The sequence below is a fragment of the Actinopolymorpha singaporensis genome (genome assembly GCF_900104745.1).
In the GTDB taxonomy this organism is placed as follows: Bacteria; Actinomycetota; Actinomycetes; order Propionibacteriales; family Actinopolymorphaceae; genus Actinopolymorpha; species Actinopolymorpha singaporensis.
In genome coordinates this window covers 2,183,402-2,200,219 of sequence record NZ_LT629732.1, presented here as the reverse complement: position 1 = coordinate 2,200,219, position 16,818 = coordinate 2,183,402, and the positions used below count along the sequence as shown (strand labels likewise).

The following is a 16,818-nucleotide window of genomic DNA, read 5'->3' as shown; positions in this document are numbered from 1 at the left end:
TGTCGGGCGGGTCAACTGCAGCCAGCGGCGGTCAGGCGCCCTTGCGCTCCTGGGCCGGGGACTCCTCGTGGCCGTCGGCCTCGACGGCCTTCGCCGGCGCGGCGTTCTTGGCCGGGGTGCCGTCGGCGGGCTGGTTGCGGTTGGCGTCCTGCTTGGCGTCCTCGGACTTGCCCTGCGTCTTCTGCCGGGCGGCGCGTTCTTCCTCGGCGATCCGGGCGCGTACCTCCCACGCCTTGAGATCGACGACCGTCGGGGCCTCGGGGAGGCTCTTCCACAGCTCCGGCGCCGCCGACTTCCCCTCCTGCGCCTTGGCCCCGTCTGCGGGCTCGACCTTCTCGGCGGGCTCGACCTTCTCGGCGGGCTCGACCTTCTCGGCGGGCTCGACCTTCTCGGCAGGCTCGACCTTCTCGGCAGGCTCGACCTTCTCGGCAGGCTCGGCCTTCTCGGCGGGCTCGGTCTTCTCGGCGGGCTCGGTCTTCTTCGCCGGCTCGACCTTCTCGGCAGGCGCCTCGGACCGGACGTCCTCGCCGGGGCCGGCGAGGGTGTCCCACTCAACCTGGCCTCCGCTGCCGGCAGCTCGCCGCTGGGTGCGTACCTGCGTCACCGCGCGCGCCACCGGGGTGGCCTGCCCGACCTTCGCAGCCGACTCGGCCTCAGGCGTCCCGGCGGCCTCGTCCCCTGCGGACTTGACGGGGACCTCGAGCCGCTGGCGGTTGTTGGCGAGCGTGAAGCCCTGCGCCATCACCCGGACGTGTGCGGCGTACATCGCGGCGTAGGAACGCGCCTGCGCGGCCCGGTCGGCGCCGTGCGTGCGCCGGGCACGTAGTAGTTCGACGTCGTAGACGGCCACCGCGACGACTCCGGACACGAGCGTGGTGATGGCAGCACCTGCCAGCAGCGCCGGAGCGCCCTGGGTGAGAGCGAACAACACCAGTGCGGCGCTCAGCGCCAGCACCGGAGTCGCCACCCACCTGGCGAGATGACGTACGCGGTGATCCCCCTGACGTGGCATGGGGAGAGGTTACGGTTTGTGGCAGCCGATGTGTGGCATATCCCGAATTACCCGAGTGTCGGCTACCTTACGTCATGCTGGCGATACCAAACCAGGACGAACTGGCATGGCTCACGCCATCTGGAGCACGGGGTCCGATGCGGCGCCGCACACATACGACGCCTGCGCCTCACGACTGGCGGCCGTTCCCGCCGCGCCGCGCAGCGCGCTCTTCCTGGTCGGGGTCCTCCGGCACCTTGCAGGCGCGTTCGAGCAACAGCCCGCCGACCATGACGGCCACGGCGGCGACGACGGTCACCACCGCCCGGATCACCCGGGTGCGGACGTCGGGGATGTCGGCGCTGGGAAGGAACCGGATCGCGATCCCGGCGTAGACGCCGGTGGCAAGCGCGCCCACCAGCGCGCTGGCCTTGGCCAGGGCGAGCAGTCGGACGGCGGTCAGCCCGTCGACCGAGCGCTGCTTGCGGTGGATCCGGTCGTACATGTACCACGCGCCGAGCAGCAGCAGGGCGGCGAAGAACGCCAGTCCGCCGGGCGCGGACCATGGGGTTCGCCCTACCGTCTGACCCATCGCCTGCAGGATGGCGACGCCGCTCCAGGCGACCGCACCACCGATCAGGATCAGGGCGACCAGTACCGCTGGCCGCGTCGTACGCACCGGTCTCACTCGATGCGCAACTCGAGGCCGTCCACGCGGGTGATCGTCGTGGTGTCCACCTGGCCGGCGAGGTCGCCGACCCGTCCCTGGCCGGGGATCACGCCGTCGGCGTCGACCGACGCCCATGGGAGGACCACGAACGCCCGCTCGTGGGCGCGGGGATGCGGGAGCACGAAGTCGTCCTCCTGGATCACCTTGTCGCCGACCACCACCAGGTCGACGTCGAGGGTGCGGGGAGCGCCCGGCTCGGTGCGGACCCGGCCGAAGGCGTCCTCGATCGCCAGTGCCCGCTCCAGCAGGGTGCGGGCGTGCAGCGTCGAGTCGACCACCACCACGGCGTTCAGGAAGTCGGGCGACCCCTCGGGGCCGCCGACGGCCGCGCTCTCGTAGACCGGCGAGACCCCGACGACCTCGACGTCCGGGGTGTCGGCCACCGCGTTCAGGGCACCCTGCAGATTGGCCACCCGATCGCCCAGGTTGCTGCCCAGTGCGACCACGACCCGCCGGATCGGGCGGAACCCACCGGTCAACGTGTCGGCGTCGATGATGTGCGGGTTGGGGGTCTCGTTCACGTACGGCTCCGGTGGATGGTCACGGCGACGTCGTCGAGCGGAAGCCCGACCGGCGCCTCGGGCTTGTGCAGGGTGACCTCTACGTGCTCCACCCGGGGGTGGTCGAGGCACAGATCGGCGACGCGCTGCGCCACCGTCTCGATGAGGTCGACGGGTTGCCTGCCCACGGCGTCGGCGACCTGGGTCGCCAGCAGTGAGTAGTCGAGCGTCTGGGAAAGGTCGTCGGCCAGGGCCGCCGGCCGGGTGTCGACGCCGAGTGCCACGTCGACCACGAAGGTCTGACCCTGTGCGCGCTCTTCCGGGTGGACACCATGGTGGCCGAACACGCGGAGCCCACGCAGGGTGATCAGATCAGCCACTATGTCCTCCTCCCGGTCGAAACATCCCTGGCCAGACAGTACCGGCGTGCCCTGTCATAACGACAACCCGAGGGGCCTGTTTGTTTCGTCCGTCGCACGGCTCACGGCAGGGCGAGGAAGCGACCTTCACAGTGTTCACCACCTGCTCATGGCCAGGTCACAGCGTGTTCGCGGACGTCGCCCGGCGGTGATCACGGGTGGGATTCCGGTCGGTCGCGGCCGGTCTCGTGTCCCGCCGGAGCCGCGCCCCAGGCGGCGGCCACCTTGACGCCGTCCAGAGTTGGCCGGACGGCATGGGATCGGACACACCACGCACCGGCCGCCGCCGCCAGCACCGCGACCGCCGCACTGGCGTCGTCCCGGTCGACTGTGCGTCGCCGTTGGCCGGTCTCGGGGTCGGCCAGCAGGTTTCCCAGAAACGTCTTGCGGGAGGCGGCGATCAGCACCGGACGGCCGAGCGAGGCGAGCCGGTCGAACCCGGCCAGCAGTGCCCAGTTGTGCTCGCCCGTCTTCGCGAACCCCAGACCCGGGTCGACCGCCAGCAGCTCCGGAGCGACCCCGGCGGCCTCGGCGGCGGCCAACCGGTCGCTCAGCTCACTGACCACGGTCTCGACCACGTCGTCGTAGGTCGCGTGCCGCTGCATCTGCGCCGCGTGCGCCCGCCAGTGCATGCAGATGTACGGAACGCCCGCGGCCGCGACGAAGGGCAGCATCCGTGGATCGGCCAGGCCACCGGACACGTCGTTGACCATCACCGCACCGGCCTCGACAGTCTCCTGGGCGACCCGGGAGCGCATGGTGTCGACCGAGACCAGCGCCCCGGCGCCGGCCAGCGCCCGGACGACCGGCAGGACCCGGGCCAGCTCCTCCTCCTCCGAGGGCCGGTCCGCTCCGGGACGAGTCGACTCACCGCCCACGTCGAGCAGGTCGGCGCCTTCGGCGAGCAACTCGTGGCCGTGGGCGATGGCCTTGTCGGGCTCCAGCCACTGGCCGCCGTCGGAGAACGAGTCGGGCGTGACGTTGAGCACCCCCATCACCAGCGCACGGCGGGGCTGGGGCAGGCCAGGGAGGTACGCCGTGGGTACACCGCTCACCCGCACGACCTCACCTCACTTCGTCTCGTGGCGCCCGGCGCCGGTGGCCAACGTCGGCGGCGGGCCTTGACGCACGGTCAGGCCACCACGACCTTCAGGCCGACACCAGCTCGACATCGACCCCATCAGCCCAACGTCGGCCGGCCGCCAGCCCTGCCACCCGAACCGGGAGGTCACCGGATGCCCCTCGACCCCACCAGATCCGCGGCGCCGTCTGGCGTCGCCCGCGCGGCGATCGTAGAGCCTCGCTCCGACACCCGTCGCGTCGCCGTCCTCCTCGCCGCGTTCCTGCTCGCCCTGTCCGCCCTCGTCACCGTGGCGCTGCCGGTCCGGGCAGCCCGAGCGGCCACACCGGGTACTACTCCGAAGGCCACCGCCGCCGACGCCACCGCGGCGGCCGGCGGTGCCCGGGTCGTCGAGGAGGAGCAGGTCGCGCCCCGCCAGGTCGACCTGACGATCGACTCACCGGCGCTCGGTACGACCGCCAAGGTGAGGTTGCTGACGCCGGACGGCTGGGAGCGCCGGCGGCCGGGCCGGCACTGGCCGGTGCTCTACCTGCTGCACGGGTGCTGCGGCGACTACACCAGCTGGACTGCGCTCACCGACGTGGCCGGCATCCCCTCACTGCGGAACGTCCTCGTGGTGATGCCGGAGGCGGGCAACGTCGGCTTCTACAGCGACTGGTACAACGCCGGGCAGGCCGGTCCGCCCGCCTGGGAGCGGTTCCACCTGACCGAGGTACGCCGGATCGTCGAACGCGACTACGGCGCCGGTCACCGCCGGGTGGTCGCCGGCCTGTCCATGGGCGGCTTCGGCGCGCTGTCGTACGCCGGCCGGCATCCGGGGATGTTCCGCGCCGCCGCGTCGTACAGCGGCGTCGTCGACACCCGGCACACGCCGGGGGCGACGCAGTTCGTCCTCGACCTGGTGGGCGGCTACGTCGACGACCCGCTGAAGTTGTGGGGCGACCCAACCGCCCAGGCGAGCGTGTGGGCAGCGCACAACCCGGCTGACCTGGTGCGCCAACTGCGGCGCATCCCGCTCTACCTGTCCTGCGGCAACGGCCAGGCGGGGCCGCTCGACCCGCCGGGGAGAACGAGCGCGTACGAGACGCTCTTCGAGTCCGAGAATCGGGTGCTGGCCGACCGGCTGCGGCAGGCCGGAGCACCTCGCCTGGAGACCCACTTCTACGGGCCCGGAACCCACAGCTGGCCTTACTGGCAACGCGAACTCCACCGCTCGCTGCCCATGCTGCTCGACGCCCTGCGCTGATCGTCCGGGGATTCCCGGGGAATGCCACGGATTCGCGGGGGAAGGGCCCGAAGGCCGAGGACCTTTGGTACGTTGACTGCGGGTGAGGGATGGGTCACAGCTCGAAATGGCGGCGGAGATTCCGGCCGCCCACGTGAAAGGAGAGTCATGAGCCCCGCCACCGCCGACGTCACCGTCACCCCCACGGCCGACGTCGTGCCCGCCGAGCCCGTCACCCGGGTCGAAATCCTCGAGATCCTCGACGACGCGTTCGCGACCGGCCCCGCCTCCCGCGGCCAGCTCGTCCAGGCGGCACGTGCCCAGGGCGCCCGACGGGAAGTCGTCTCGCTGCTGGAGCAGATCCCCGACCGGCACTACATCCACCAGCGCCAGCTGTGGGTACACATGCCGCAGGTCCCGGTCGGGTTGTAGGGCGAGGTCAGCGGCCTCGAGGCACCACCCGAATCACTCTGCGCAGGCGGGGTCCCCCCTGCGCAGTTCGAGTCCCTCCGGTACGAATCCCTCTGAGCAGTACGACGGTGCCGGCGGCTCTCCCTGCCAGGAGCGCCGCCGGCACCGCTCGGTCTCAGCTGTCCGCTGGGTTTCGAACTCAGGCTGTCCGGTCTGCTCAGGCGCCGATGATGAGGCTCATCGCCTCGGCCCTGGTGGTCGGGTCCCGCAGTTGACCGCGCACCGCCGAGGTCACGGTCTTCGCGCCCGGCTTGCGTACGCCCCGCATGGTCATGCACAGGTGCTCGCACTCGATCACCACGATGACGCCTCGGGGAGACAGGATGCGCAGCAGCGCGTCCGCCACCTGGGTGGTGAGCCGCTCCTGCACCTGTGGCCGCTTCGCGTACACGTCGACCAGCCGCGCCAGCTTGGACAGCCCGGTGATCTGGCCCTCGGCGTTCGGGATGTAGCCGATGTGCGCGCTGCCGGTGAACGGCACCAGGTGGTGCTCGCACACCGACCACACCTCGATGTCCTTGACCAGCACCATCTCGTCGTGGCCGAGGTCGAACGTCGTGGTCAGCACCGACTCCGGCGTCATCCGCAGGCCGGCGAACATCTCGGCGTACGCCCGGGCCACCCGGGCCGGGGTGTCGTGCAGCCCCTCGCGGTCGGGGTCCTCCCCCACGGCGAGCAACAGCTCACGGATCGCCCGCTCGGCCCGGCCGTGGTCGAACGGCGGAATCTCGGCAGCTTCGTGCAGATCTCTCACGTCAGTCACGCCTGTCGCCTTTGCGGTCACGGCAGTCCTGTCGTCGGTCCCTTGTGCCTCGTGGAATTCCCGGTGGTCGGTCGTCGCCGGTCGTCGTCGCCCGTCGACCCCGCCAGGGCGTCACGACGGCTCGGCGTGGTCCCCCGGAGTGGGGCGTCCGCCCTGCACGTCCGACTCGCCCTCCGGCGACGGCGCGATCACCAGCCCGCCCTCGGGCTGGTTGCCGTTGGGCGACAGCGCGACCTTCGGCGCGTCGACCGGCGGGATGTCGGACGGACGGCGGGTCGGCGACCCGGTCCAGGCGGGCCGGATCGGGCGCCGGCGGATCGGCTGGAAGATGGCCTCGATCTCGCCCTTGTCCAGGGTCTCGTGCTCGAACAGCTCCAGCACGAGGTTGTCCAGGACGTCGCGGTTCTCGACCAGGATGTCGAACGCCTCCTGGTGCGCGGTGTCGACCAGGCGGCGGACCTCCTCGTCGACCAGCGCGGCGACCTCTTCGGAGTAGTTGCGCTGGTGGCCGATGTCGCGGCCGAGGAACGGCTCGCCGTTGTTCTCGCCGAACCGGATGGCGCCGAGACGCTCGGTCATGCCGTACTGCGTGACCATCGCCCGGGCCAGCGCGCTCGCCTTCTCGATGTCGTTGGCCGCGCCGGTCGTCGGGTCGTGGAAGACGAGCTCCTCCGCGGCCCGGCCACCCATCATGTAGGCGAGCTTGTCCAGCATCTCCGACCGGGTGGTGGAGTACTTGTCCTCGTCCGGCAGCACCATGGTGTAGCCGAGTGCCCGGCCGCGCGGAAGGATCGTGACCTTGTGCACCGGGTCGGTGCCCGGCAGCGCCGCCGCCACCAGGGCGTGTCCGCCCTCGTGGTAGGCCGTGATCTTCTTCTCTTTGTCGCTCATCAGGCGGGTGCGCTTCTGCGGCCCGGCGATCACGCGGTCGATGGCCTCGTCGAGCGCGTCGTCGTCGATGAGCTTCTTGTTCTGCCGGGCGGTGAGCAGCGCCGCCTCGTTCAGCACGTTGGCCAGGTCGGCACCGCTGAAGCCGGGGGTGCGCCGGGCCACCGCCATCAGGTCGACGTCGGGCTGGACGGGCTTGCCGCGCGCGTGCACCTGGAGGATCTTGTGCCGGCCGATCAGGTCGGGGGCCTCCACGCTGATCTGCCGGTCGAAGCGGCCCGGACGCAGCAGTGCCGGGTCGAGGATGTCGGGACGGTTGGTCGCCGCGATCAGGATGACGCCGCCGCGTACGTCGAAACCGTCCATCTCGACCAGCAGCTGGTTGAGGGTCTGCTCGCGCTCGTCGTGGCCGCCGCCGAGACCGGCACCGCGGTGCCGCCCCACCGCGTCGATCTCGTCGATGAAGACGATGGCGGGCGCGTTGGCCTTGGCCTGCTCGAACAGGTCGCGCACCCGGGAGGCACCGACGCCGACGAACATCTCCACGAAGTCCGAACCGGAGATGGAGTAGAAGGGGACGCCGGCCTCACCCGCGACCGCGCGGGCCAGCAGGGTCTTACCGGTGCCGGGCTGGCCGTAGAGGAGGACGCCCTTGGGGATCTTCGCTCCCACGGCCTGGAACTTGGCCGGCTCCTGCAGGAACTCCTTGATCTCGCCGAGCTCCTCGATCGCCTCGTCGCAGCCGGCGACGTCGTTGAACGTGGACTTCGGGGTGTCCTTGCTGATCAGCTTGGCCTTGGACTTGCCGAAGTTCATCACCCGGCTGCCGCCGCCCTGGAACTGGTTCATCAGGAACAGGAACAGCAAGGCGATCAGCACGAACGGCAACAGGGTCGACAGCAGCGACCCGAACAGGCTGGGCTGGGCGATCTCGACGTTGTAGCCCTGGGGCAGCTGCTTTTGGTCGGCCTTCTGCTGGAGGAGCTTCTGCAGCTCGAGATCCTGGCCGTTCACCCAGGCGGCCTGCAGCTTCTTGCCGTCCTTGGTGGTGATCCGGATCTCCTGGTCGGTGCCGCCGACGATGACGGCGGAGGCGACGCGATTGGACCGGATCTGGTCGACGACCTTGTAGGTGTCGGTGGCCTGGAACCCACCCGACCGTGAGGCGAGTTCGCCGACGAACAGGATCGCGATGATGAGTACGGCGATCCAGAAGATCGGCCCGCGGAAGAATCGCTTGACGTCCATACTCCCGGGGCTTTCGGCCCCGTCCCTCCTGCTCATCGTTCCGCATCGCCAGGTGGGCGCTGCGGTGCTTCAGAACGACCGTCCCTCGAACGGTGATCGCACCGCTCTTGCCCCACGACGTGAGGAGAGTACGACGGTACACCGGCCGCTCGGCCGACACACCACGGCGTACTCTGGCCCGCCTATCTCAACAGACGCAACGTCGCAGGTCAGGTCGAGTGTTCCCACCAGCGATCCGTTAGTGGTGCGGATCTGGGCGAAACACCCCGAACCGGCACGCCGAGCGACGCGCCGACCTCGTGCGGTCGTGGCGACTGCTCCCCGATCGACCTCCCTTACGGCGCCTCTCCTGTCCGGATGCCCGCCCGGCCGACTGCTCAGTCCGGACCGATCCGGGTGGTCCGGACCGATCCGGGTGGTTCGGGCCGAGCCGTTCAGTCGGAGTACACGTGTGGTGCGAGCGTGCCGACACAGCGCAGGTTGCGGTAACGCTCGGCGTGGTCCAGGCCGTAACCGACGACGAACTCGTCGGGAATGTCGAAACCTACGTACTTCACCGAAACGGCCATCTTGGCCGCCTCCGGCTTGCGCAGAAGGGTACAGATCTCCACCGACGCCGCACCCCGGGACCGCAGATTGGCCACCAGCCAGGACAGTGTGAGCCCGGTGTCGATGATGTCCTCGACGATGAGCACGTTGCGCCCGGTGATGTCGGTGTCGAGGTCCTTCAGGATGCGCACGACACCCGAGGAGCGGGTGCCCGAGCCGTAGGAGGAGTACGCCACCCAGTCCATCTCGGCGTGTCGGGTCAGAGCGCGGGCGAAGTCGGCCATCACCATGACCGCGCCCTTCAGCACGCCGACGAGCAGAAGTTCCTTGCCCTCGTAGTCGCGCTCGACCGCGGCGGCGAGCTCGAGGATCTTGTTCTGGATCTCCTCCTCGGTGAGGAGGACGGCCTTCAGGTCCTGACTGATGTGCTCGGGGTCCACCGCGCAGCTCCGCATCTCGAACCGGGCATCTGGCGTCAGCGTCCCACACCTTCCCGGGCGTGCGGACCCGCACCCCGCGCCCGCGTCACCGCTCCCGGCGCAGGCGAATCTCTCCGTCACGCCGGGTGACCCGGACGTCGCCGGGCACCTCAACCCACGCCTGGCCGTGCCAGTCGGTGACCAGGGCGTCGAGTGCGGCGAGGTGGCCGGCGGTGAGGTCGGTGCCGGGGGAACCGGCGGCCAGGGCCGCCCGCCTCAGTACCCGGCGCCGGATCGCCGCCGGCAGCGCCGCCAGCGCCTCCACCCCGAGCACCACCGCACCTTCGTCATGGGCCGGCCCGTCGGCCGGCCAGGGGGTACGACATTTCGCGTACGCCTCGCCGGCCCACTCGTCCAGTGCGTCGGCGTCGTCGCGGAGCAGGTCACCGGTGCGGGCCAGGGCGGCCGTGACGCCGGGCCCGAGTTCGCGCTCGAGCACCGGCAGCACGTGGTGGCGCACCCGGGAGCGGGTGTACGCCGGGTCGAGGTTGTGGGGGTCGGACCAGAACCGCAGGCCCTCCGCCGTACAGGCCGCCTCGGTGGTGGCACGGGTCAGGCCGAGCAGAGGGCGGCGGTAGCGCCCGGCCGCGGTGCCGCCGGGCGACATCCCCGCCAGCGAACGCGTACCGGAGCCGCGGGCCAGTCCGAGCAGCACGGTCTCGGCCTGGTCGTCGAGGGTGTGCCCGAGCAGGACGGCGGCAGCGCCGTGCCGGTCGGCCACCGCGTCCAGCGCGGTGTATCGGGCTCGCCGGGCGGCCGCCTCGGGTCCGCCGCCCCCCTCGACGCGTACGGTCGCCGTCTCCACCGGCGACAGGCCGAGGTCGAGGAGGAACGCCTCGACCTCGGCGGCGCGCTCGGCCGACCCGGCCTGCAGCCCGTGGTCGACGGTCACCGCACCGGCGGACCAGTCCGCCCGCGCGGCCTCGAACGCCGTGGCAGCGGCCAGAGCGGTGGAGTCCGCACCGCCGGAGCAGGCCACCAGCACCCGCGCCCCTGGTGGGAGGTCGGCGAGTGCCCGCCGGACCGCCAGCCGGACCGAGGCGACGGCGGGGTGCGGCCCCATGGATCAGCCTTCGCTCCGGTTCGGTTGCTGGTTCGGTTGGTGTTTCGGTAGCTGGTTCGGTCGTGTCTGGACGCCGGTCAGTTGGGGAAGCCGTGCACCCGCCGCACCCATGCGTCGGGGTCGGTGATCTCCGCCTTGGTCGGAAGAGCGTCCGGACCGGACCAGACCTGGTTGAAGCCGTCCTGGCCGACCCGGCTGACGACGGTGCGCACGAACGCCGCGCCGTCGCGGTACTGCCGAAGTTTCGCGTCCAGGCCGAGCAGTCGCTTGAGCAGCTGGTCGAGCCAGTTGCCGCCGCCCCGGCGCTGCTGGAAGCGGTCGCGGATGGTGGCCACCGACGGGATGACCTCCGGTCCGACGCCGTCCATCACGACGTCGGCGTGGCCCTCCAGCAGGGACATGACGGCGGTGACCCGGTCGAGCACCTCCCGCTGTTCCGGGGTCTGCACCAGGTCGAGGAACGACATGCCCTGGTCGCCGCCGCCACGCGCCATCCGGCCGACCTGCTCCAGAGCCTGACGGAGCTGGCCGAACACCGCACTCGGGTCGAGGTCGGTGTGCTCCAGGAACGACCTGATCTGGCCACGCAGGTGGTCACGCAGCCACGGTACGGCGGTGAACTGCACGCGGTGGGTCTCCTCGTGCAGGCAGACCCACAGACGGAAGTCGCGCGGGTCGACCTCGAGCTCTCGTTCGATGTGGGCGACGTTGGGAGCGACCAGCAGCAACCGGCCCACCGGGGGCACCGTCGCCGCCACTTCCGCGGAGTGCCCGTCCGGGCCACCGACCGGCTCGACGAACGTGCCGGGTCCGGCGCCGTGCGGCTGCTCCGCGCTGTGCCGAGGCTCGGGCACCGTCGCCGGGGTGTCGTCGGACCAGAACGGGTCGAACTGCCCGAGCACCTTGCTGGACAGGAACGCCAGCAGGGCGCCGGTCTCGACGCCGGTCACCCGCGACCCCAGGGCGCCCATCGGCGAGTCGAGCCCACGCCGCTCGGCCAGCTTCTCGGCCAGCGGCTGGAGGATCTGGCGGAACGCGTCGACATTGGCCTGGGTCCAGCCGGCACGGTCCACCACCACGACCGGAGCCCGGGCGCCGGTGGCCCGGAGTCCGGTGAAGGCGCGAACGTGTCCCTCGGCCTGCTGGGCGAACTCACGAAGGTCGGCGACCACCCGTCGCGCCTCGTCGACGCTGACGTCGGGTCCGGGTCGGAGAAGACGGCGCGCGGTCGTGAGAGCGAGGTCCCAGTCGACCATGGAGTCGATGCCGTCAGCTGCCTCGGTTTGACTCATTCCCCCACCGTACGCGCTCCCGCCGACGCTCCAGCGAGCGATGCGAAAGCTCCGGGCCGGACCAGGGCAGGTCCTTGAAGGTGCCCGGGGGCTTCCCGGGCAGGTCCCGGGGTGGGTCCCCGGGGTCGGTCCGGGACCGGGGCCGGCGCCGCAAGCGCCCGCCCCCGGACCGGTACCGCTCAACGGCAACCGCAGGTGGCGAGCTTGGCCGCGAGGTTGTCGATCGCCCCATGGGGGTCGTATTTGGTGGCCTTGTCCGACATCACGGCGAAGGCCAGCGTGGCGCCGTCCTTGGTGGTCGCCAGGCCGGCCAGCGAGGACACTCCGCTCAGCGTGCCGGTCTTGGCCCGGACCAGGCCCACTCCCTCCGAGTCGCCGAAGCGCCGGGCGAGGCTTCCGGTGAAGCCGGCGATCGGCAGGCCGGTGAGCAGCGGGCGCAGCTTCGGATTCTGCGACCGGGACGCCACCACGAGAACCTTGCTGAGCACGTCGGCGCTGATCCGGTTGTGCCGGGACAGCCCGCTTCCGTCGTACAACGAGATCTTGTCGGCCCCGGCGACGCCGAGACGGGTGAGCTCGCCCTTGACGGCCGCAGCCGCTCCGGCGAAGGTCGCCGGCTTTCCCGAGGCCACCGCCACCTGCCGGGCGAGGATCTCCGCGCCGTCGTTGTCGCTGACCAGCAGGACGTGTTCGACGAGGTCGGACAGCGGCGGCGACTGGACCGACGCGATGGTGGCAGCCTTCGCCGGTGCCCGGCCGTGGCTTGGTCCGCCGGTGACGGTGATGCCGTTCTTGCTCAGGGCGGCCACGAACGCGTCACCGGCCGCCAGCGCCGGGTCCTTCGCCCGCGGCAGCTGGGAAGGCCAGGACAGTTTGTTCTCGTCCACCCACAGCGCGGAGATCCGGGCCACCACGCCGGTCGGGACGTACTGCTCCTCCCAGTTGGGATTGACCTGCTCGGAGAACAACGAGTCGTCGACGAGTACGCCCACCGACGTGGTGCCGGCGGCCCGCAGCGCCCTGGCGGTCCGCGCCGCGAGGCCGTCCACCGTCGGGGCGTCGCGGAAGCTGCGCGCGGGATCGACGATCCGGCTCCTCGCGGCCGCGGTCGCCAGGGACGGGTCGCCGCCGCCGACCAGGACGACCTGTCCCGCCTTGGCGCCGCGGACCACCTTGGTGGTGAACCGGTGGTCCGGACCGAGCAGACCGAGCGCCGCGGTGCTGGTGAGCAGCTTCGTGGTGGACGCCGGGATGAAACCGGTCGACTGGTCCTTGCCGTAGAGCAGGCGGCCCGAGGTGACGTCCCGGATGGCGACCGAGGTGGGCTGCTTGGCGAGTTCGGGTACGCCGAGCGCGGACTTCAGGGCCGCCGCCAGGCCGGTGGCGGTCGGCAGCACCTCACCGGGTGGCAGGAGGACGGCCCGCGCCGCCGCTCTGGTGGGCGACGGACTCGCCGCCGGCGAAGAGACGGAGGTACGCCCCGGGCCGGGCGACTGCGCGACGCCGGCTCCGGAACCGCCCAGGCGGACCGCGCCGGTCGCCACCACGGTGACGCCGGCGACCACCAGGGCACAGACCACCAGGATCGCCACCCCAACCCCGGTCAGGCGCCGCCGGGGCCCGGGGATGCCGGTCTCCATCAGAGACTTCCCGGCCGGGGTCGGCGGGTGGGCCTCCGCGGATGGCGTGGGCGGGTGGTCCTCCGCGGATGGCGTGGACAGGTTGTCGTCCACGGACGCGTGGTTCTCGGCGTCGTGTGCGCGTTCGGCCTGGCGCCGCCGGCGCTCGTCCGCCCACCAGCCGGCGCTGGGTTCGCGCCCGGCGCCCTCCCGCCCGAGTTCCTCGCGACCGGTCCCCTCGCGGCCGGTCCCCTCGGGTTCGCCGCCGTGGGCATGCCTGTCGTCTCGTCGATCCGGCACCTGTCGTCCCTCCCCGATCCGCCGGCGGCGGGTGGGTGATTCCCCGGCGCGGCACGAAACGTGCGACAGCACCGGAGGGCTCACCCCGGAAAGCCCACCGTCCAGATACCCCGACCTGCCGGGTGACCTTACGTGTTGGACAGCACCGACCTGCCGCGGCCCTCCCCCCGGCTGCATCCGTCCGGGGGGCGTCCAGGGCCGTTCAGACCTCACCGTTCGGACGTTCGCCGCGGCCGATCGCCGAACGCCCCGCCACCGCCAACTCCGTACGTGCGGGACACTGTGCGGGCAGGTTCTGGAGACGAAAGGCAGGCGTTGTGGACGTCGACGTGACGATCGAGATCCCCAAGGGTCAGCGCAACAAGTACGAGATGGATCACGTGACCGGCCGGATTCGGCTGGACCGGACGCTGTTCACCGCCACGCAGTATCCGGCCGACTACGGGTTCATCGACGACACCCTCGGCCAGGACGGCGACCCGCTCGACGCCCTCGTCCTGCTCCAGGAACCGACCTTCCCGGGCTGCCTGATCTGTGCCCGGCCGATCGCGATGTTCCGGATGCGCGACGAGAAGGGCCGCGACGACAAGGTTCTGTGCGTCCCCTCCAAGGACCCGCGGCTGGCCCACCTGCAGGACATCAACGACGTGCCGGAGTTCGACCGGTTGGAGATCCAGCACTTCTTCGAGGTCTACAAGGAACTCGAGCCCGGCAAGTCGGTCGAGGGTGCCACCTGGGTGGGCCGGGCCGAGGCCGAGCAGGAGATCCTCGCCTCGATCCAGCGCGCGAAGGACAACGGGAGCCACTGATCCATCCTCTGGCCCGGCCGCTGGTTCTGCGCGGACCGCACTGCTGACCGTCGGTGGTGTCGTCAGCTCCGAACGGTGACCAGGTGACGGTTCGGGGCCGGCCGATCACCCTTCCGCCGGCGCGCCGACGGTGACCAGCGAGCCGCCTCGAACCCGCAGCCGGGCAGCCGCCGAGCCCTCGTTGACCGCCAGCGCGAGCCGCCGGTCGGAGTCGAGATAGGTGAGGAGCTCACCGGCCGGCACGTCGCCGAACGCCCGGCCGACCCGGGCTCGATCCCGTACGCCCTCCCCCTCACCCGGTGCGCCCGGCTCGCGCGCCTCCTCCGGTCCGGCCGTGGCAACGTCAACCCAGCCTTGCGCTGCCCACTCGCCCAGCACCGCGAGGTCGGCAGCGTCCCCCGCCAACTGCACGTTGCCGTAGTGGTCGACGTACGTCACCTCGCACGTCAGCGAGGCGGCCGTTCTGGTCCTTGCGGGCGCGGGCAACCGCACCAGCGAGTCGACGGCCACCTGCTCACCCACGTCGCCGAGGGATCCGCCGCCGGCGAGGAACGCCCCGACCGGCATGAACACGTCCCGTCCGTGGAACGTCCGGTCCACCTCCGGCAGCCACAACTCGCCATTGGTGAGCGCGTACGCGTCGGACACTCCGCCGAGCACGTCCGCCGCCGGTGGCAGCAGTCCGTTGTCCGGACCGACCAGCACACTCGATCCGGCCCGCAGGGCCAGTCCCCGGCGGGCCGTCCCGACTCCGGGATCGACGACCGCGACGTAGACCGCCGGTGGCAGGTGGCGGGCGACCCGCGCCAGCACGGTCGCGCCATGGCGTACGTCCTGTGGCGGCACGTCGTGGGTGAGGTCGAGCACCCTCGCCGACGGTGCCCGGGTCGCGGCGACCCCGTGGCAGACGGCGGCGAAACCGTCCCGCGTGCCGTAGTCGGTGAGGAAGGCGATCAGGTCCGGCATGCTCGCCGATTGTGCCGGGACTCAGCGCGGCCGGGCGAAGTGGGTGGGCCTGCCCATGTAGAACATCGACCTGACCTCGACGTCGCGGCCGGGGCGCGGCGCCTGCACCATCTTGCCGTTCCCGATGTACATCGCCACGTGGTAGATCGTGTTGGAGTCACGGGGGTTGCTCGCCCAGAACAACAGGTCGCCCGGACGTACTTCGCCCAGCCCGATCCGCTGCGACTGCCAGTACTGTCCGCGGGCGAAGTGCGGCATCGAGATGCCGGCGTTCTCCCACGCCCGCATGGTCAGTCCCGAGCAGTCCCAGCTACCCGGGCCGTCGGCGCCGAAGACGTACGGCTCGCCGAGCTGTCCCAGCGCGTACGCCACCGCAAGCTCGCCTTGACGCGACGACCCGCCGCCCCTGCCCGGCGAGGGCCTGCCGCCATGCTTGCGGCCGCCATCGTTGTCGTTCTTGCTCTCGTGGCCCTTGTGGTCCTTGTGGCCGTTGTCGTCGTTGCCGTTGTTGTTGGCCCGATCCTGCCCGCGGTCGGCGTTGCGGCGCGCGCGTTCGGCCTGTTCGGCACGTCGGCGCGCCGCTTCCGCGCCACGGCGTGCCTGCTCGGCCAGCCCTGCCTGACGTTTCGCCGCCAGGTCGGTGGAGATGTTCTGCAGGTCGGCGAGCCGGGCGACGAGAGCGGCCTTCTCGGCCTCGATCGAATCGACGGCCCGGGTCTGCGTGCTCAGCGCCGCCACGGCCTGCTGCCTGGCCCGGTCCGCCTCCGCTGCCCGTCGGCGGACGACGCCCGCGGAGGCGGCGGCCTCCTGCGCGAGCACGTGCGAGACCGCCTGGCCGGCGCGCAGTCGTTGGTACGCGTTGTTGGCGGAGGTGGACACCATCGAGGCCGTCGACGCACGGTCCAGCATGGTCCGCGGGCCCTCGGCGTCCAGGTAGGCGACGATCTCGGTCAGCCGGCCGTCCTGGCTGTAGTCGGCGACTGCCAGGCGAGCCACCTCACGTCGGCGTTCCTCCACCTGGCGACGTGCCCGGTCCGCCCGTGCGGCCGCGGCACGCGCGGCCCGGCCGGCTTTCGTACGTCCGTAGACAGCGGTGTCGTAGGCCTCCACGGCCGTCTGCGCGGCGACGTCGAGGGCGCGCAGCCGGGCATCGGCTTCGGCGAGCCGGGCCTGCACCTGGCCGACGTCGGCCGCCGCGTCCGCGGCCCGCCCGCGCGCGACCTCCACCTGGTGCCGGCTCGGAATGCTCGGCGGGTCAGGGGGTTCCGCCGCCGCGGGACCAGCGGTGGTCACCACCGCCACACCGATCAGCAGGGCGAGCGTTTCCCGCGCGCCCCGGCCCGGCCGTGACGAGCACGGGCCGGACGAGTCCACGTCGGGTGGCTCCACGGCGATCGCCTCCTCGCGGGCGGGGACGACGCCCGC

Annotated in this window: 16 protein-coding genes; 3 read left to right on the top strand and 13 right to left on the bottom strand. The window is 71.6% G+C overall.

Annotation, left to right across the window (positions count from 1 at the left end):
* Positions 1 to 31 precede the first annotated feature (31 nt).
* The 5 genes from BLU27_RS10060 to folP form a co-directional block, all read right to left on the bottom strand.
* Entirely contained in the window at positions 32 to 1,012 is a 981-nt protein-coding gene (locus BLU27_RS10060; protein WP_157728386.1) for a hypothetical protein, read from the bottom strand.
* A gap of 169 nt (positions 1,013 to 1,181) precedes the next feature.
* Positions 1,182 to 1,670, bottom strand: a complete 489-nt coding sequence (locus BLU27_RS10055) for a DUF3180 domain-containing protein (protein ID WP_157728384.1) — start codon at positions 1,668 to 1,670, stop codon at positions 1,182 to 1,184.
* 5 nt (positions 1,671 to 1,675) lie between these two features.
* The gene (folK, locus tag BLU27_RS10050) at positions 1,676 to 2,242 is read right to left on the bottom strand and encodes a 2-amino-4-hydroxy-6-hydroxymethyldihydropteridine diphosphokinase (RefSeq protein ID WP_092652668.1); all 567 of its coding nucleotides are present in this window, start codon (positions 2,240 to 2,242) and stop codon (positions 1,676 to 1,678) included.
* A complete protein-coding gene (gene folB / locus BLU27_RS10045) occupies positions 2,239 to 2,601 on the bottom strand; it encodes a dihydroneopterin aldolase (protein ID WP_092652666.1) in 363 nt (120 codons plus the stop codon). The genes folK and folB overlap by 4 nt, the downstream gene beginning before the upstream one ends.
* A gap of 191 nt (positions 2,602 to 2,792) precedes the next feature.
* The gene (gene folP, locus BLU27_RS10040) at positions 2,793 to 3,635 is read right to left on the bottom strand and encodes a dihydropteroate synthase (protein ID WP_092657491.1); all 843 of its coding nucleotides are present in this window, start codon (positions 3,633 to 3,635) and stop codon (positions 2,793 to 2,795) included.
* Between the two features lie 240 nt (positions 3,636 to 3,875).
* Here folP and BLU27_RS10035 point away from each other — a divergent pair, with 240 nt between their 5' ends.
* Together BLU27_RS10035 and BLU27_RS10030 are read left to right on the top strand one after the other, a co-directional pair.
* The gene (locus BLU27_RS10035; RefSeq protein ID WP_092652664.1) at positions 3,876 to 4,967 is read left to right on the top strand and encodes an alpha/beta hydrolase; all 1,092 of its coding nucleotides are present in this window, start codon (positions 3,876 to 3,878) and stop codon (positions 4,965 to 4,967) included.
* Between the two features lie 147 nt (positions 4,968 to 5,114).
* Complete coding sequence (locus BLU27_RS10030) at positions 5,115 to 5,378, top strand: DUF2795 domain-containing protein (protein WP_092652662.1); 264 nt, start codon at positions 5,115 to 5,117, stop codon at positions 5,376 to 5,378.
* A gap of 196 nt (positions 5,379 to 5,574) precedes the next feature.
* Here the strand turns inward: BLU27_RS10030 and folE are convergent, their stop codons facing one another.
* The 6 genes from folE to dacB all read right to left on the bottom strand — a co-directional run bounded on the left by folE (position 5,575) and on the right by dacB (position 13,618).
* Positions 5,575 to 6,171: a GTP cyclohydrolase I FolE gene (gene folE, locus BLU27_RS10025; protein ID WP_449712150.1), complete on the bottom strand. Its 597-nt coding sequence runs from the start codon at positions 6,169 to 6,171 to the stop codon at positions 5,575 to 5,577.
* Between the two features lie 120 nt (positions 6,172 to 6,291).
* Complete coding sequence (gene ftsH / locus BLU27_RS10020) at positions 6,292 to 8,316, bottom strand: ATP-dependent zinc metalloprotease FtsH (protein WP_092652658.1); 2,025 nt, start codon at positions 8,314 to 8,316, stop codon at positions 6,292 to 6,294.
* 434 nt (positions 8,317 to 8,750) lie between these two features.
* Positions 8,751 to 9,305 (bottom strand): hypoxanthine phosphoribosyltransferase, encoded by a 555-nt coding sequence (gene hpt / locus BLU27_RS10015; RefSeq protein ID WP_092657489.1) that lies wholly within the window; start codon positions 9,303 to 9,305, stop codon positions 8,751 to 8,753.
* Positions 9,306 to 9,390: 85 nt separating this feature from the next.
* Entirely contained in the window at positions 9,391 to 10,407 is a 1,017-nt protein-coding gene (gene tilS / locus BLU27_RS10010; RefSeq protein WP_092652656.1) for a tRNA lysidine(34) synthetase TilS, read from the bottom strand.
* A gap of 77 nt (positions 10,408 to 10,484) precedes the next feature.
* Positions 10,485 to 11,699, bottom strand: a complete 1,215-nt coding sequence (locus tag BLU27_RS10005; RefSeq protein ID WP_241827893.1) for a zinc-dependent metalloprotease — start codon at positions 11,697 to 11,699, stop codon at positions 10,485 to 10,487.
* Between the two features lie 179 nt (positions 11,700 to 11,878).
* Positions 11,879 to 13,618, bottom strand: a complete 1,740-nt coding sequence (gene dacB, locus BLU27_RS10000) for a D-alanyl-D-alanine carboxypeptidase/D-alanyl-D-alanine endopeptidase (RefSeq protein WP_092652654.1) — start codon at positions 13,616 to 13,618, stop codon at positions 11,879 to 11,881.
* A gap of 317 nt (positions 13,619 to 13,935) precedes the next feature.
* Here dacB and BLU27_RS09995 point away from each other — a divergent pair, with 317 nt between their 5' ends.
* Entirely contained in the window at positions 13,936 to 14,427 is a 492-nt protein-coding gene (locus tag BLU27_RS09995) for an inorganic diphosphatase (protein ID WP_092652652.1), read from the top strand.
* A 105-nt stretch (positions 14,428 to 14,532) separates the two neighbouring features.
* Here the strand turns inward: BLU27_RS09995 and BLU27_RS09990 are convergent, their stop codons facing one another.
* Positions 14,533 to 15,393 (bottom strand): SAM hydrolase/SAM-dependent halogenase family protein, encoded by an 861-nt coding sequence (locus BLU27_RS09990; protein WP_092652650.1) that lies wholly within the window; start codon positions 15,391 to 15,393, stop codon positions 14,533 to 14,535.
* Positions 15,394 to 15,414: 21 nt separating this feature from the next.
* Entirely contained in the window at positions 15,415 to 16,782 is a 1,368-nt protein-coding gene (locus BLU27_RS09985) for a C40 family peptidase (RefSeq protein ID WP_092652648.1), read from the bottom strand.
* Positions 16,783 to 16,818 lie beyond the last annotated feature (36 nt).